This window comes from Aliiruegeria lutimaris, assembly GCF_900099935.1.
Classification (GTDB): Bacteria; Pseudomonadota; Alphaproteobacteria; order Rhodobacterales; family Rhodobacteraceae; genus Tropicimonas; species Tropicimonas lutimaris.
In genome coordinates this window covers 1-13,635 of record NZ_FNEK01000009.1, presented here as the reverse complement: position 1 = coordinate 13,635, position 13,635 = coordinate 1, and the positions used below count along the sequence as shown (strand labels likewise).

The 13,635-nt window shown below is 62.3% G+C and carries 13 protein-coding genes and 1 tRNA gene; 9 read left to right on the top strand and 5 right to left on the bottom strand.

The features are described from left to right. Window positions 1-19 precede the first annotated feature (19 nt). On the top strand, window positions 20-658 hold the full coding sequence (parA, locus tag BLR85_RS06085) for a ParA family partition ATPase (RefSeq protein WP_093151961.1): 639 nt from the start codon (window positions 20-22) through the stop codon (window positions 656-658). 79 nt (window positions 659-737) lie between these two features. Here the strand turns inward: parA and BLR85_RS06080 are convergent, their stop codons facing one another. The 3 genes from BLR85_RS06080 to BLR85_RS06070 all read right to left on the bottom strand — a co-directional run bounded on the left by BLR85_RS06080 (window position 738) and on the right by BLR85_RS06070 (window position 3,255). After that, on the bottom strand, window positions 738-1,349 hold the full coding sequence (locus BLR85_RS06080; RefSeq protein WP_093151654.1) for a L,D-transpeptidase family protein: 612 nt from the start codon (window positions 1,347-1,349) through the stop codon (window positions 738-740). A gap of 184 nt (window positions 1,350-1,533) precedes the next feature. Then, window positions 1,534-1,872 (bottom strand): carboxymuconolactone decarboxylase family protein, encoded by a 339-nt coding sequence (locus BLR85_RS06075; protein ID WP_093151649.1) that lies wholly within the window; start codon window positions 1,870-1,872, stop codon window positions 1,534-1,536. A 309-nt stretch (window positions 1,873-2,181) separates the two neighbouring features. After that, a complete protein-coding gene (locus tag BLR85_RS06070) occupies window positions 2,182-3,255 on the bottom strand; it encodes an NAD(P)/FAD-dependent oxidoreductase (RefSeq protein ID WP_093151643.1) in 1,074 nt (357 codons plus the stop codon). A gap of 299 nt (window positions 3,256-3,554) precedes the next feature. Between BLR85_RS06070 and BLR85_RS06065 the strand changes: the two genes are divergently transcribed. Beyond that, complete coding sequence (locus BLR85_RS06065) at window positions 3,555-3,878, top strand: hypothetical protein (protein ID WP_093151638.1); 324 nt, start codon at window positions 3,555-3,557, stop codon at window positions 3,876-3,878. A 103-nt stretch (window positions 3,879-3,981) separates the two neighbouring features. After that, the gene (locus tag BLR85_RS06060; RefSeq protein ID WP_093151633.1) at window positions 3,982-5,037 is read left to right on the top strand and encodes a Hint domain-containing protein; all 1,056 of its coding nucleotides are present in this window, start codon (window positions 3,982-3,984) and stop codon (window positions 5,035-5,037) included. A gap of 54 nt (window positions 5,038-5,091) precedes the next feature. Here BLR85_RS06060 and BLR85_RS06055 read toward each other — a convergent pair. Together BLR85_RS06055 and BLR85_RS06050 are read right to left on the bottom strand one after the other, a co-directional pair. Then, window positions 5,092-5,167 (bottom strand) — tRNA-Trp (locus tag BLR85_RS06055). Window positions 5,168-5,239: 72 nt separating this feature from the next. Further along, window positions 5,240-6,307 carry a hypothetical protein gene (locus BLR85_RS06050; protein ID WP_093151628.1) on the bottom strand — a complete coding sequence of 356 codons (1,068 nt, stop codon included), beginning with the start codon at window positions 6,305-6,307 and terminating at the stop codon, window positions 5,240-5,242. A 480-nt stretch (window positions 6,308-6,787) separates the two neighbouring features. Here BLR85_RS06050 and BLR85_RS29030 point away from each other — a divergent pair, with 480 nt between their 5' ends. From BLR85_RS29030 to BLR85_RS06025, 6 genes are all read left to right on the top strand, one after another. After that, the gene (locus tag BLR85_RS29030) at window positions 6,788-7,129 is read left to right on the top strand and encodes a hypothetical protein (RefSeq protein WP_170844466.1); all 342 of its coding nucleotides are present in this window, start codon (window positions 6,788-6,790) and stop codon (window positions 7,127-7,129) included. A gap of 4 nt (window positions 7,130-7,133) precedes the next feature. Next, complete coding sequence (locus BLR85_RS06045) at window positions 7,134-9,521, top strand: caspase family protein (RefSeq protein ID WP_170844465.1); 2,388 nt, start codon at window positions 7,134-7,136, stop codon at window positions 9,519-9,521. Between the two features lie 217 nt (window positions 9,522-9,738). Continuing rightward, window positions 9,739-9,966, top strand: a complete 228-nt coding sequence (locus BLR85_RS06040) for a hypothetical protein (RefSeq protein WP_093151620.1) — start codon at window positions 9,739-9,741, stop codon at window positions 9,964-9,966. A gap of 158 nt (window positions 9,967-10,124) precedes the next feature. Then, complete coding sequence (locus BLR85_RS06035; RefSeq protein WP_244520622.1) at window positions 10,125-11,303, top strand: serine hydrolase domain-containing protein; 1,179 nt, start codon at window positions 10,125-10,127, stop codon at window positions 11,301-11,303. 8 nt (window positions 11,304-11,311) lie between these two features. Continuing rightward, window positions 11,312-11,935, top strand: a complete 624-nt coding sequence (locus BLR85_RS06030; RefSeq protein ID WP_212635022.1) for a hypothetical protein — start codon at window positions 11,312-11,314, stop codon at window positions 11,933-11,935. A gap of 89 nt (window positions 11,936-12,024) precedes the next feature. Further along, a complete protein-coding gene (locus BLR85_RS06025; protein WP_093151616.1) occupies window positions 12,025-13,464 on the top strand; it encodes an IS1182 family transposase in 1,440 nt (479 codons plus the stop codon). Window positions 13,465-13,635: the final 171 nt, after the last annotated feature.

Genomic DNA, 13,635 nt, shown 5'->3' with positions numbered 1-13,635 from the left:
GCACGGCACCGGGGGTGAAATGGCTGGACGTACGATCACAGTGGCTCAACAGAAGGGCGGAAGCGGCAAGACGACGGTCGCCGTTAACCTGGCCGTTCACCTGCGCGCTGCGGGCCACAGCGTTGCCGTGCTGGACACGGACCCGCAAGGCTCGCTCGGGCGTTGGTTCATGACGCGGGTCGAAGCGACCGGGGGCGAGCCGGGCATGGAATTTTCCACCGCCTCGGCTTGGGGCGTGGGGTACGAATGCGACAAGCTGCGAAAGGTCAATGATTTCGTCATCGTGGACACGCCACCCAAGGCCGACAGCGACCTGCGCCCCGCGCTGCGCGAGGCAGACCTGGTGATCGTTCCCGTCTCGGCCAGCCAGCTCGATCTCTGGGCGACGGAAGCGGTGCTGGAACTGGTGGAGCGAACCCGAAAATCCGCCCTGACGGTTCTCAACCGCGCCCGCACCGGCACCCGCCTTTCAGGAGAGATGGTCTCAGGCATGCAGGAACTCGATGCGCCGGTGGCCGAGACGGTTCTGGGCAATCGCGTGATCTATGCCGAGGCGCTCGGGCAGGGATTCGGTGTAACGGAGCGGCAGCGCAACAGCGCAGCGGCACGCGAGATTGCGGAATTATGGGCCGAAATCCAGGCCATTCTGGACGCCTGACAGGGCTCGCCCGACGGATCCGGGCAAGATCAACGGCAAGATCATCGTGAACGTGAACTCCGGCTGGTCTGCCGGAGGATCACAGAACGGTCACGATCGTGCCCAGGGGAACGCGGTTGTACAGGTCGATCACGTGCTCGTTCAGCATACGGATACATCCGTTCGAGACAGAGCGACCGATAGACTCCGGCGCGGTCGTGCCGTGAATACGGAAATACGTGTCCTTGCCATTCTGGAACAGGTAGAGCGCACGGGCGCCCAGCGGATTGCTCGGGCCACCGGGCATGACGTAATCGGTGCCGTTGAACTTGGCATAGGTTCCCGGATCGCGTTCGATCATCTCGTCGGTCGGGCGCCAGGTCGGCCATTCCTTCTTTACGTCGATCGTGGCCTGGCCGGTGAATTCCAGCCCGGCCTTGCCGACGCCGACGCCGTAGCGGATCGCCTTGCCTGTCTCGAAGACGAAATAGAGGAAATGCGAGCGGGGCAGGATCAGGATTTCGCCCGGCTGGAACTGCTTCTTGATCTTGACGACCTGCGGTTGGAACTGCGGATCCAATTCGAAGCTGCTGCTCGTGGTCGAGGATGTGGTGGCTGTCTGGGCCAGCGCCCGGCGCGCCCCGACGGGCAGAAGCGCGGCGGATAGGCAGGCGGCGGTAGTGGCGGTGATGAAATCACGGCGGGTCGACATCTGGCACAGCTCCGAACAGTTTCTATCGTCAGGGAAAACTCTGGCGCGCCTTGCCGAAAAAATCAACGTGTCTGGCGTGTTGAACGCTTCACGCGTCTTCACGTTTGTTCCGGATGTGCCGGCAGGAACACGAAAGCCGCCGCGGTTCGGCGGCCTTCGACGAGGTGCTGCATGGGGCGGCAGGTCACTTGGAGACGAGTTGATCCCAGGCGGCAAGCGTCTTGGCGGCATACATCAGCGAGGGGCCACCGCCCATCTGGATGGCCATGCCGAGCACGTCGACCAGTTCCTCGCGGGTGCCGCCGGCTTTGGCCAGCGCCTTGACGTGGAAGCCGATGCAAGGCTCGCAGCGCATCGCGATGGAAATGCCGAGGGCCACGAATTCCTTGCTCTTCACGTCGAGCGTGCCGCTTTCCTTGGCGGCCTTGGTCAGGGTGCTGAAACCCTTGGTGACCTCGGGGTTGGCCTTGCTCAACTCGCGGAGTTGGTCGTTCATGTCATCGACGAAATTGTTCCAGTCCATTCGGCTCGGTCCTTGAATCTTGCCGGTGCCGCGTGACCATCACGAGCATCCGGGAGCAGGGGGGCGGTGGCAGTCGGGGAGGAGGCCAGCTGGTTGTTCCTGCTTCGCCGAAGACTTGGGATACAGATGCAGAATTTTCAATATGAATGACGGTCGCAGGCTGGCCGGGAGCGGAAATCCGTGCGGCCGGACGGCGTAAGATGTCCTCCATGCCGAGGAAACGTGCCGATTTCAGTGGAAAGCGGACAAGAGCGATGCAATTTCCGACAGGCGGCTTTGCTTGCTGGAGCGGGCCGTGTCTGAAAGCATTTAACGGCGGAAACGGGCCGGGCTCACCGCTGCGACCACATTCGCGTCCAGATCGGGGGATGCCCCGCCCGCCAGTGTGGCCAGCAGACCTGCCGCGGCGGGCGCTGTCTGGAAACCGTACCCACCCTGGCCGGCACACCACAGGAAAGCGGGCTCCGTGGGGTCGCGGCCGATCACGAGGGCCCTGTCGGGCGCAAAGCTCCGCAGCCCGGCCCAGGTGGTTTCAACCCGTGTCACCTCGACCGTGACAAAGGGCTGATAGCGGGCCAGCCCCTCGGCGATGACCATGTCGTCTGCCCAGGCATCATGCGGCTCCACCGGGTCTTCGTCGGCCGGCGAGACAAGCCAGGCGCCGGCATCCGGCTTGGCGTACCAGTCCTCGCCCACTTCATCGACGAAAGGCCAGTTCCGCGTGTCCAGCCCGTTTGGCGCGGGCAGGCGCGCCATGGAACGCCGCAGGGGCTGGATGCCAAGCGGCGCAATCCCGGCCATGCGCGCCACCGGATCGGCCCAGGCACCGGCCGCGTTGACGATCTGGGCCGCCTGCAGCGTCTGGGTTGCCGTCTCCACCTGCCAGTGATTTCCGATCTTGTGGATTTCCCGGACCGTCTGGCGCGTCAGGATCTCGGCGCCCTGCTGGCGCGCCTGGCGTGCGTAATGTTGCAACAGGCGGTCCGTGTCGAGATCGTAGGCCTCTTCGAGCCAGGCGGCATGGGCGCAATGGGAGGGATTCAGGATTGGCCAGAAACCTTGCGCTTCCGCGATGGTAACCCTTTGCGCGCCGAAGCTGGCATGCTCGCGTTCGAATACCGCCCCCCGTTCCCGGTCTGCCACCATGAGAAAGCCACGCTGGGACAGAACATCCGTGCGCCGATGCGCGTCCGCGCTGGCTTCGTTCAGAGCGCGCACGGTCGAATTTCCGTAGGATTGCAGGAACATGGCCGCCGAACGGCCCGAGGCGTGATAACCGAGCGCATCCTCGGACTCCACGAGAACAACCGACCCGGAGCGCGCGAGTTCCGCCGCTGCGGAGAGACCGGCGATGCCGCCGCCAATGACAAGAAAATCCTTCATGCGCCCTTATCGCAAGCCTTTTGCAAGCTGGACAGGCTCCGAAGCGTCGCGGAGGCGGTCCGTGTCGAATTACCCCGCGGAATGCCGCTTTCCGAGCCCTGTTCTTCGTATTCTGGCGGTTTTTCGGCCTCCGATCCCCTCCGGTTTGGGTTGTGGATCCCCGTCATTTCCCGTAATATGAGTCCATTACGCGCCGATTTGAACCACAGATTGCGGGCGCGCAAGAAATGCAGCTAAAGCGAGGGAACACCGTTCCTTCGATAACCCAAGGACCGCGCAACAGGCGCCGGAGGAACGTGATGTATGACGCCGCCACCCTTGCCACCCAGCCGGCCAATGCCATTCCGCTTGAGCAGATCGCCGAGACGCGCCGGGCCTTTCCCGCCGCGCGGGTCGGTTTCGAGATCCTGATCGAGACGGGGGATGCGCTTGTCGGGCTGGAACGCTGCGCCTCGGCCTTTCGTCAGGCCGGGCTCAGCCTTCAATCGCTGCGTTGCTCCGGGGAAGGGCGGATCTGTTGCCGTCTGCTGGACAACAACGCGGCGGACCTGACGTTCCTGCAGAAAGAGCTGTCAGGGCCGGAGGCGCGGATCGAAAGCTGGACCACGATCATCGGCGCCTGATTCCGGCGGATCGACACCTGTTCGTGCACGGCACTTCCTCGACCGTCCCTTTTGTGGTAACGCTCGGGTAGAAAAGAAAAAGAAAACGAGCAGGCAAACACGGATGGGGACGGGCTTAACCGGTACCTTCGTTCTTCGCTGGTCCCAGACACGGGTCGACGGCTTCGCGCCGGGTACGTTCTGTGAGCTTGGGATCGGGGCGAGCTGGCGTTGGAGCGGACAGGCATTTCGTATGGACGGGCCGGACGGTATCGCCCGGCTCGGCGTATCGCGTGAGGTCGCCGAATTGCACCGGCGCGCCGCCGGCAAGGCGCGGCGGATCTGCGGGCGCGTGGTGCGATTGAAGCATTTGGATGCGATCGAGATCGACGACGAACACCTCATGGATCGCTGTATCGTTCTGACTGACGGGGTGCAGGTCTTCGTCGCGATACATGTGCCGGCGGCCCATGCGCCAGACGGTTTGCTGGTGTTTCTTGGAGATCTTCCGCCGGCGGATACGGATTTCTGGATCGCGCGTATCACCACCAATCCCCGAGCCGATGCACGCGCGCGGCGGCAGGTTGCCCCGCCCGGTGGTGGCCTCGCGGCGGGAACGGCGGTCGAGACACCACAGGGGCTCCGGGATATCGCGCAGCTTGAACCCGGCGATATGGTTCTGACCCGCGATGACGGCCCGCAACGGCTTGGCTGGGTCTCCCATCAACGGATCTCCGGCGCACGGATGCATCTCGACTCGCGACTGCGCCCCGTGCGCATCGCAGCGGGCGCATTGGGCGAGGCAGGTCCGCGGGAGGCGCTGCTGGTCTCGCCGGGCCATCGCCTGCTTCTTGCCGGATCGAATGCCCGTACGCTCTATTCCGAAAGCGGGGTGTTCGTGCGCGCGGGAGATCTTCTTGGGCTTCCGGGGGTATCCACGGCCCTCGATTGCACCGCCGTCGGCTATGTTTCGCTGATGTTGGAGCGGCACCACGTTCTGACAGCCGCCGGGCTGGCGGTGGAGAGTTTCTTTCCCGACCGGTCCGACATGGCCGCGTCCGTGGGCGCCGCGCTGTCACACCAGTCCGGCTCCATGCCTTCGGCCGCCGATTTCGGCCCCCCCGCGCGCCGTTGTCTCGACCCCGGCGAAGCCGCAATCCTGACTGCCGGATATTGTTGAGCCGAGACTCGTCACAACTGTCACGAGGCGTTTCCAGAGGCTGTTTTTGGGAAGTGGCAGGGGCAGCAGGGTTCGAACCCGCGACCTACGGTTTTGGAGACCGTCGCTCTACCAGCTGAGCTATACCCCTACGGCTCGGGCTTCTTAGATTTTCCACCCGGAAGCGTCAAGCGGTTATCATCGGCCATTATCACCGACCATGTCACCGGGGTCGTTCGACAGCCGGAGCGAGCCAATTGCCGTATACCGGCTTGCGTTGCCACCGCCGCCTGAAAAAACGCCCGAAGTTTTTCCAGGGGTGGCGTACGACCCGTTTCAACTCCCTGCGAACCGCCTCTCTATCCTCCAGAATCGAGCCCACTGCCACGGCGATCGCCTCCAGCTGGCGTGCGTCGATCTCCTGCGGGCCATTCTGGCGGTCGCAGGGCGCGGATTCGAGAGCGAGCCGGTCCTCTGCCGGCAGGAAACCATTGAAATAGTCGACCGAGGCCGAGAACCTTTCCTGGAACCGGTTCAGCAACTCACCTTCCGCGGTAAAGCGGTAGGATTCGATGTCCGGCGCCAGTTCCACCAGGCAATCGGAAAAGTCCCAACCGCTTTGCCTGCCCGACAGTTTGTTCAGCTGTTTGACGAGTTCCAATTCGAAATAGCTGAGCGATCGATTGACCCGGATCGGCATGGATTTCTCGACATGGCCGAGCGTACCGCCTTTCTCCAACTCCAGGGCGTCGATGAAGGCCCCCACCACTTCGGAACTGCGGGCCGAGTAGTTGATCAGCCTGGTTTCGATATCGGTCTTCGACAGCAACCGGTGACAATGCTCGGCGTGCAGCAAATGTGCTTCCTGCTGCAGGTGATCCTCGAAGCTGCCCGTTTCACCGCCGCGCTTGACCCTCTGGTGATAGGCCGAATTGGCCATTTCGAGCGGGTTCCGGATGAACAGCACAACCTTGAAGTTGTACCGGCTCCGCAGATGCGCGTAGGCCTCGATGATTTCCTCGAGCTTCCAGAAAAGCAACTCGTTTGAAAACAGGATGGCGCGGTCGGTGGGCCATTTCAGATCTTCCGCTTCCAGGCGCTCGACCAGCGCCCCGACATCGTCGCGAATATTACCGGAGGTCACGCCGCAACGCCTGGCCCGCGAGAGCGAAGGATGATCGGGATAGACAATGCCGGCTGCAGCGACCGCCCGCTTGTTTTGTGCCAGCCAGGACTGGATCGCCGATGTCCCGGTCTTTCCATGTCCGACGTGCAGGATCACGTCTCTCATTGAATACCTCTTGATCGTCAAAAGTTCCTCGGGCGGCGCGTGCGTGGTGCACCCTCGGAGATGGCATCGTGGAGCGACGAAAATGATCCGACATGCGGCAAGTGGCCTGCCCCTTGCCGATCGCATCGGACGTGAGAAGGGGAGGGTTCGTCCGAACGGCCTGCTGCCCATGGATCCGGGGCGGTCGGCTGCTCTTGCGGTGAAAACTGTCGTCTCGTTTCGGCGATTCCGGTTCAAGCCGCTATCTGGAGACCAATTGTGCAGGCAGTATCGAAAGAGATTGCAGACAAGAAGAATTCTGCAACTGACAATGATGGTTCACGGCTCGGCCGGGCCCTCGAAAGGGTGTTGTTGACCTTGCGTGTTGTTGACCTTGCGTAAAGAGAGATCTTGCAATCCGGACCGGCCTGTCGCAGTCTTGAACTATAGTTATTTTAATCAAACTCTCACCACAGCCCCCTTTTGTGGAGGAATATCCCCATGAAGTTTTTGCCATTTCTCATGATAATGGGTGCCGCGATCTGGTTGCTTGGATGTGCCCCTGTGCCGACCAGCACGACCGATGACGCGTCCGAGGCCGCGGCGACGGCAGCATCGGCAGCGCCGGCAAGCACGTCAAATAGTGCCGTATCTTCAGCCTCTTCGGCGAGCCAGTCTCTCGCTGATCGTTTCGATGATACAGACCGAGACGATGGGGGCAGCAGTTCCGGTGGCGACAGCGGTTCGGACAGCAGCGACGACGACAGCGGCTCGGATGACAGCGGCAGCGACGACGACGATGGAACCAGTGGCGGCGGCGGCGGCGGCTGGAGCGGAGGTTGAGGCCATGTCGAGGTGGCGAACCCGGACGCTGACCGTCCCGTTTGCCGTCTGCGCAGTGCTGAGCGCCGGTGTCCTTCAGGCGCAAACGCTCGGCTCTGCACGGCCTGACACGGGACGGGCGATCCCCAGCCGGGTCGCCATCGTCGTCGGCAATCAGGACTATGAAACGGTTACGGACCTCGCGAATGCGCGTGGTGATGCCCGCGACATGGCCGATCTGCTACGTAGCTTCCGTTTCAACGTCTTTGACGGTTACGATCTGGACAAGCGCGGCTTCGAGGAACTGCTCCGTCAGGCGCTGCTGAACACGCCGATGGGGTCGGATGTGGTGTTCTATTATGCCGGGCACGGTATCCAGATCGGGCGGCGCAACTACCTGTTGCCAGTCGATGCGGCCTTTGCATCCATCTATGATGTGCCGCTGGAAACCATGACGCTCGACCGTGTCGTGGAAACCCTTTCCTCGCGGGCCTCCGCCCATGTGGCCATTCTCGATTCGTGCCGGGACAACCCGTTCCCGGATATCCGCCTTGCCGCGGATCTCGATGCCAACCTGTTCGAGACCAAGTCGGGTTTCGACATATTTTCCACCCCGCTCAACTCGCTCATTGCCTATTCCACCTCGCCGGGCGGCGTGGCGATGGACGGCAACGAGGGCGGCAACAGCCCTTATACGCTCGCGATTCTCGACGCGGCCAGGACGATGCCGAATGAAAACGTGCAAAGCCTGTTCCCGGTCGTTCGTCAGAGCGTTCACGATGCGACGGGCGGAAAGCAGGTTCCGTGGGAAAGCTCGACGCTCGTGCGCCCGTTCTTCCTGACGCCCGCCGTGGACACGGTCGATGCGGAAGAACCGGCAGCTGCCGGCGGGGTCGGTTCGGTCGATCGCGGAATGGTCATCGCCGCGGAGTCGGATGCGCCGATTGCGTTGCCGCGGGTCGAACTGGACATAGAGAAACGTTTCGACCGGCGCGTGGATATCGGCGATGCGCTGCAGGCCCAGTTCGGCCAGCCATTCCAGACCGCCGAGCTCGTCACGCCACCCGGCAACGGTATCCTGTCCTATGGGCAGGGCAGCGTGATTGCCGGCCGCATGATCTACGGGGCCGAGATTTCCGACATTCGGGCAACCGAGCTCGATGGGCATTCGGTTTCCGACAGCTTCTCGGTCCTGCTCGGTTTTGCCGACGGATCGGAGCGGCAGGTGGATGTCGACCTGACGTTGACAGTGGATGCCTGTGATCTGGAAATGGGCGACGCGCTCGATCTGGGCGGCATCGGCGTCTACCGTCTTGCCAACGAGATCGATGTTGCGGCGGGGCTGAAAGCCTGCGAGGCCGCTGTCCAGTCCGACCCGGAAAACGGACGTTTCCTCTACCAGCTCGGCCGCGCGCAGCAGAGCGCGGGCATGTTGCCCGAGGCGTTCGCCAATTTCGAGGCCGCCGCCGAGGCCGGCCATGTCCGGGCGTTGAACGCGCTCTCCATCCTGTTCGACACCAAGCGGATGGACCGCGAGGCGACCGGAATTCCCTATGATCCCGAGATGGCGCTGGACCTGCTGGAACGCGGCACCGCCACGGGCGACCCTTACCCGATGCACCGCCTGGGTCAGAAGCTGCTGCGCAATGGCGAGACCGCGCAGGAACGCCGTCGTGGCTTCGAGCTTATGGAACATGCGATCGAACTGGGCCACACATTCGCGATGAACGAACTCGGGATCTATTTCCTGACCAAGGATACCGATCATTACCTTCCCGAACGCGGCATGCGGTACCTGCGGGCCTCCGAGTTGCATCAGGATATCTACGGCTATCACAATCTCGGCTACGTCGCGCTTCAGGGAATGGATGGGAACGCGCCGGATTTCGACACCGCCTTCGACTACTTTCAGAAATCCACCGAAGGCGGTCATCCGCAGGGGCCGAGCATGATCGCCCGGATGATCCTGCGTGGCCAGCATGGCGAGGTGGACACCGCCGAGGCGATCCGCTGGTACGACATGTCGCTGGTGCGCGGCGATGCCTGGGGCGGCACCAACGCGGCAACGGTTATCCTGCAAGGCAAGGTTCCGGGCAAGGGGGCCGCGGATGCCGCGCTTCGGGCGGCCAAGGCGGCGCATCTGGCCAATTCCAGTGCCGCGGAAAAGGCGCGCGAGCGGCTCTCGGAGGTTTCGGACAACGACAGGAATCTGGCGCTGCAGATGATCCTGGGTGAAATCGGCCATCCAGTCGGCCTTGACGGTGCCATCGGCGCGCAAACCCTTCGCGCGCTGGAAACGGCGAGCAACGCCGTGGGCGTCGGCTATGATCCGGGAAATACCCCGGAGGAGCGTCTGCTCTTCGCGGCTCGTGTCTATTGGGCCCATAACCCGGTGCGGTTCGACCTGTTCTGACGCCAACCGACTCTCTTCTTCCTGTTTCGACACGCCCGTCGCGATCAAGCAGATCACGCTGAACGCGCCGACGGCGATCTCCAAGTGTGCAAACCCATTTCTATGGGCCATTTCCGAGTAGAGTTTCGGGGGCTGGTGGACTTTTCTCACATTTCAGCAAAGCCTTTGGGACTGGCGCTCAACAGCCGATGACGCATTGCGGCCCGGCCGTACCGAGATGCTCGGTGGATTGCCGCAGTTGCGGGCGATTTTTATCAAATTACAGGATTTTGTTGCGTACCACGGAGCGATTTTGTTTGTTGTATGGCGCTCGCGGCTGGGGGAACTTGAGCGGATGCTCGACGGAGGGCCGGCGGCCGGCGTCTTGGTGTATTTTCCGGGCGTGGGGATCGACAATGTTTTCGGCTCAAGCGCGAAACCATGGACACGAGGTATTCACGAATGAGGTCTTCAATTTCTGATCTACGTGCAGGGCTCGTTCTCCTGAACCTGTCGCTTTTCGCGACAACGCATGCGATGGCACAGCCCGCGCCGCTGTCCGGACGCGACCGTGATCCGCGCGTTCTTGGCTGGATGTAGGGTTTCCCACCGCCGCCCGACAAGATGATCGCTCAGCCCGACAGCAATTTCTTCAGCTTCCCCAAGCTGCGCTGGTCGGTCTGCCACCTGCGGGAGTTCCTGCCGACCGAACAGATCAGCCGGGGCATTTGCGCTCCCGCGCAGTTGGCCTATCCGTCGCATGCCGAGTTCGCGGACCTCGCCCGAGGGATCGACGCGCTGACCTTCCTGCCGATTGGCAACGACAAGCCGATGACGTGGGAGGAGTCGCTATACGTCAACTACACCGACGGCATACTGATCCTGCATGAAGGCGAGGTCGTCTTCGAACGCTACTTCGGCTGCCTGGACGAGGCGGGCCAGCACGCCGCGATGTCTATGACCAAGTCGGTGACCGGTCTTCTGGGCGAAATCCTGGTGGTCGAGGGCACGCTCGACGACACGAAACTCGTCCGAGATATCATTCCCGAGATTGGCGAGAGCGCGTTTGCCACGGCCACGGTGCGGCAAGTCATGGATATGACCACCGATGTCAAATACTCGGAAAACTACTCGGACCCCAACGCAGATATCTGGCTTTATTCGCGTGCTGCAAGCCCCTTGCCGAAACCGGCCAATTACATCGGACCCGACGGGTATTGGGAATATCTGGAGCAGGTCCAGCCCGAGGGCGAACACGGGGCCGAGTTCCACTACAAGACCATCAACTCGGACATGCTGGGCTGGCTCATCAGCCGCGTGACCGGCAAGGCGGTGACCGAGCTGGCCTCGGAGCGGCTCTGGCGGCCCATGGGCGCCGAACAGGACGCCTACCAGACAGTGGACGGCAAGGGCGTGCCTTTCGCTGGCGGGGGCATCAGCGCAGGCCTGCGCGATCTCGGGCGGCTGGGTCTGCTGATGCTCAACGAAGGCGAAATCAACGGACGGCGTCTCTTCCCGGCCGAAGTGGCGCAGAAAGTCCGCGCCGGAGGCGATCCGGCCAAATTCAAAGGCTTCTCGACCATCCCGAACGGCAGCTATACCAGCCAGTGGTGGGTTTTCCACAATGACAACGGTGCCTATGCCGCCCGGGGTGTGCATGGTCAGACCATCTATGTCGATCCCGCAGCGCAGATGGTTCTGGTGCGCTTCGCCTCTTTCCCGCAGGCGCAGAACGGTTTCATCGACCCGACATCGCTGCCCGCCTACCAGACGGTCGCCGATTTCTTAATGTCGCAAGATTGAAACGTAGCATGGCCGCATATCCAAAAGAGACTGGGTTCTGGTCCCGTTTCGATCATTCCGCCTTCGGGATTGTCTACGGCGCCATCATGGTGCTGGCGATTTTGATGGCGATGGGAGAACACCCCGGCGCTCCGTTCGAAACCGCCGCGGTTCTTTTCGGATCGGTCCTGGCTATCACGCTCGCCAAGGCCTTCGCCGAATTTCTGGGCGGAGCGCTCGGCTCGGGGCAGCGGATGGAACGCGCCACATGGCGCAGCGCTTGGCAGCACAGCTATCCCACGCTGACCGTGGCGAACGTGCCGACGCTGCTTTTTTGCGGGGCAGGACTTGGCTGGATCGACGCGGATTTCGCGCTCATCGCCGCGCAGGTCTTCGCAGTGGCGCTGCTCACCCTGATAGGAGCGCGCGCGGGCTGGGTGCTGGACCGTACCGTGATCTCTACAGTCCTCGGTGCCGCCTTCGCGGCCGGCGTTGGCCTCGCGCTCGCCGTGCTCAAGGTCTTGATCCATAAAAGATCACGTCAGGTCGCCACTGAACCGGTTTTGCCCTCGATCATCCAGCCGAGCATCACTGCGTTCGGGGCGTGCCAAGGGAAATCAGTACCCAACGGAACCTGCGCGCAAAGGTTGTAATCAACGCTGTGCGTCAGCGTCAGCTTTGGGCTGAGGGTGTGTGAAAACTCCAAATGCGGTATGCTTTTCGGCAAAGACCGGAGGCAGGCATGTCGGGGTATATCGAGGGGACGGACCGAAGTCAGGCGACGCTTTTTCCGAACCGTTTGGAAGACTGGATCGACGAGGACAGTCCGGTCCGCGTGATTGACCTCTTCGTGGACGAGATCAATCTTGGGGAACTTGGATTTCTGCGGACGGCGCCGGCGCCAACGGGACGGCCCGGCTATCACCCATCGGTCCTGCTGAAGCTATTCATCTACGGCTATTTGAACCGCGTCCCTTCGAGCCGCGCTCTGGAGCGGGAGGCTCTGCGTAATGTCGAGGTGATGTGGCTGACGGGCCGGCTCGTCCCGGACCACAAGACGATCGCGGATTTTCGGCGCGACAACGGTCCGGCCATCGGCAAGACCTGCGCGCAGTTCGTGGAGTTCTGCCGGCGGATCGGGGTGCTGAAAGGGGATTGCGTTGCCATTGATGGCAGCAAGTTCAAGGCCGTGAACAACCGCGACAAGAACTTCACCAAGGGCAAGATCGCCAGCCGCACCGCTCACCTTGTAGCGAGCATTGAACGCTACCTTGATGAAATGGTCCGGATCGACCGTCAGGAGGAGGGTGAGGTCCGGGCTGAGAAGATTGCCAATCTGGCGCGACGCTGCGAGCGCATCCGTCAGGAGATCGAGCGCTTGGTGGATATCGGCCAGGCGCTCAGGGAGAGCCCGGAAAGCCAGATATCCCTGACCGACCCGGATAGCCGGTCCATGGCCACCAGCGCCAAGGGGAGCGGTTTTGTGGGCTACAATGCGCAGGCCGCGGTGGATTCAGAGACCCATTTGATCGTCACGCATGATGTGATCAATACCGGGCATGACCGCGAGCAGCTCTCGCCGATGGCCAAGGGCGCGAAGACCGCGCTCGGATGCGAGGAGATGAGCGCAGTCGCCGATAAAGGCTACTTCAGCGGCCGTGAAATCTTGACCTGTCACGAGGCTGGCATCACTACGACCCTCCCGCGCCCCGAGACCTCGGGCAACCGTAAGAAGGGCATGTATGTGAAGGCCGACTTTGCCTATGACGCGGATGCGGATGTCTACCGCTGCCCGGCAGGCGAGACGCTGACACGCCGTTACACGACCGAGGAAGGCGGCCTGATGGTGCGGCGCTACCGGGCCAACGTCTGTCAGACCTGCCCAGTCAAGGCGCGCTGCACCACAGGAAAAGAGCGCCGGATCACCCGATGGGAGCATGAGCACCTGGTCGACGAGATGCGCGACCGCATGAGCCGAGACCCGACATTGATGGCGCTACGTCGCTCAACCGTCGAGCACCCATTCGGCACAATCAAAGCCTGGATGGGTGCGACGCACTTCCGGATGCGCAAGCTCAAGAATGTCCGCACCGAGATGGCATTCCATGTCCTCGCCTACAACATCAAGCGGATGATCAACCTGATCGGTGTGCGTGGGCTTCTTGCCGCCATTCCGGCCTGAACCGGGGCACGATCTTCAGATTGCCAGCGTCTAACGCAACGGAGGCCGCTTCTGGCGCCTCCGCAGCCGTTCAGAAATAGCACTTGGACCGGAAATGGAAAAATACGCCGGAAACCATCGGAACTGCATTTGCAGGACGCCTCAAACAGAGTTTCCACACAGCCTCGGCTC

Coding starts and splice junctions, on each gene's coding strand:
- parA (WP_093151961.1), top strand. CDS start 20: ATGGCTGGACGTACGATCACAGTGGCTCAACAGAAGGGCGGAAGCGGC.
- BLR85_RS06080 (WP_093151654.1), bottom strand. CDS start 1,349: ATGTCGACCCGCCGTGATTTCATCACCGCCACTACCGCCGCCTGCCTA.
- BLR85_RS06075 (WP_093151649.1), bottom strand. CDS start 1,872: ATGGACTGGAACAATTTCGTCGATGACATGAACGACCAACTCCGCGAG.
- BLR85_RS06070 (WP_093151643.1), bottom strand. CDS start 3,255: ATGAAGGATTTTCTTGTCATTGGCGGCGGCATCGCCGGTCTCTCCGCA.
- BLR85_RS06065 (WP_093151638.1), top strand. CDS start 3,555: ATGTATGACGCCGCCACCCTTGCCACCCAGCCGGCCAATGCCATTCCG.
- BLR85_RS06060 (WP_093151633.1), top strand. CDS start 3,982: ATGGGGACGGGCTTAACCGGTACCTTCGTTCTTCGCTGGTCCCAGACA.
- BLR85_RS06050 (WP_093151628.1), bottom strand. CDS start 6,307: ATGAGAGACGTGATCCTGCACGTCGGACATGGAAAGACCGGGACATCG.
- BLR85_RS29030 (WP_170844466.1), top strand. CDS start 6,788: ATGAAGTTTTTGCCATTTCTCATGATAATGGGTGCCGCGATCTGGTTG.
- BLR85_RS06045 (WP_170844465.1), top strand. CDS start 7,134: ATGTCGAGGTGGCGAACCCGGACGCTGACCGTCCCGTTTGCCGTCTGC.
- BLR85_RS06040 (WP_093151620.1), top strand. CDS start 9,739: ATGCTCGGTGGATTGCCGCAGTTGCGGGCGATTTTTATCAAATTACAG.
- BLR85_RS06035 (WP_244520622.1), top strand. CDS start 10,125: ATGATCGCTCAGCCCGACAGCAATTTCTTCAGCTTCCCCAAGCTGCGC.
- BLR85_RS06030 (WP_212635022.1), top strand. CDS start 11,312: ATGGCCGCATATCCAAAAGAGACTGGGTTCTGGTCCCGTTTCGATCAT.
- BLR85_RS06025 (WP_093151616.1), top strand. CDS start 12,025: ATGTCGGGGTATATCGAGGGGACGGACCGAAGTCAGGCGACGCTTTTT.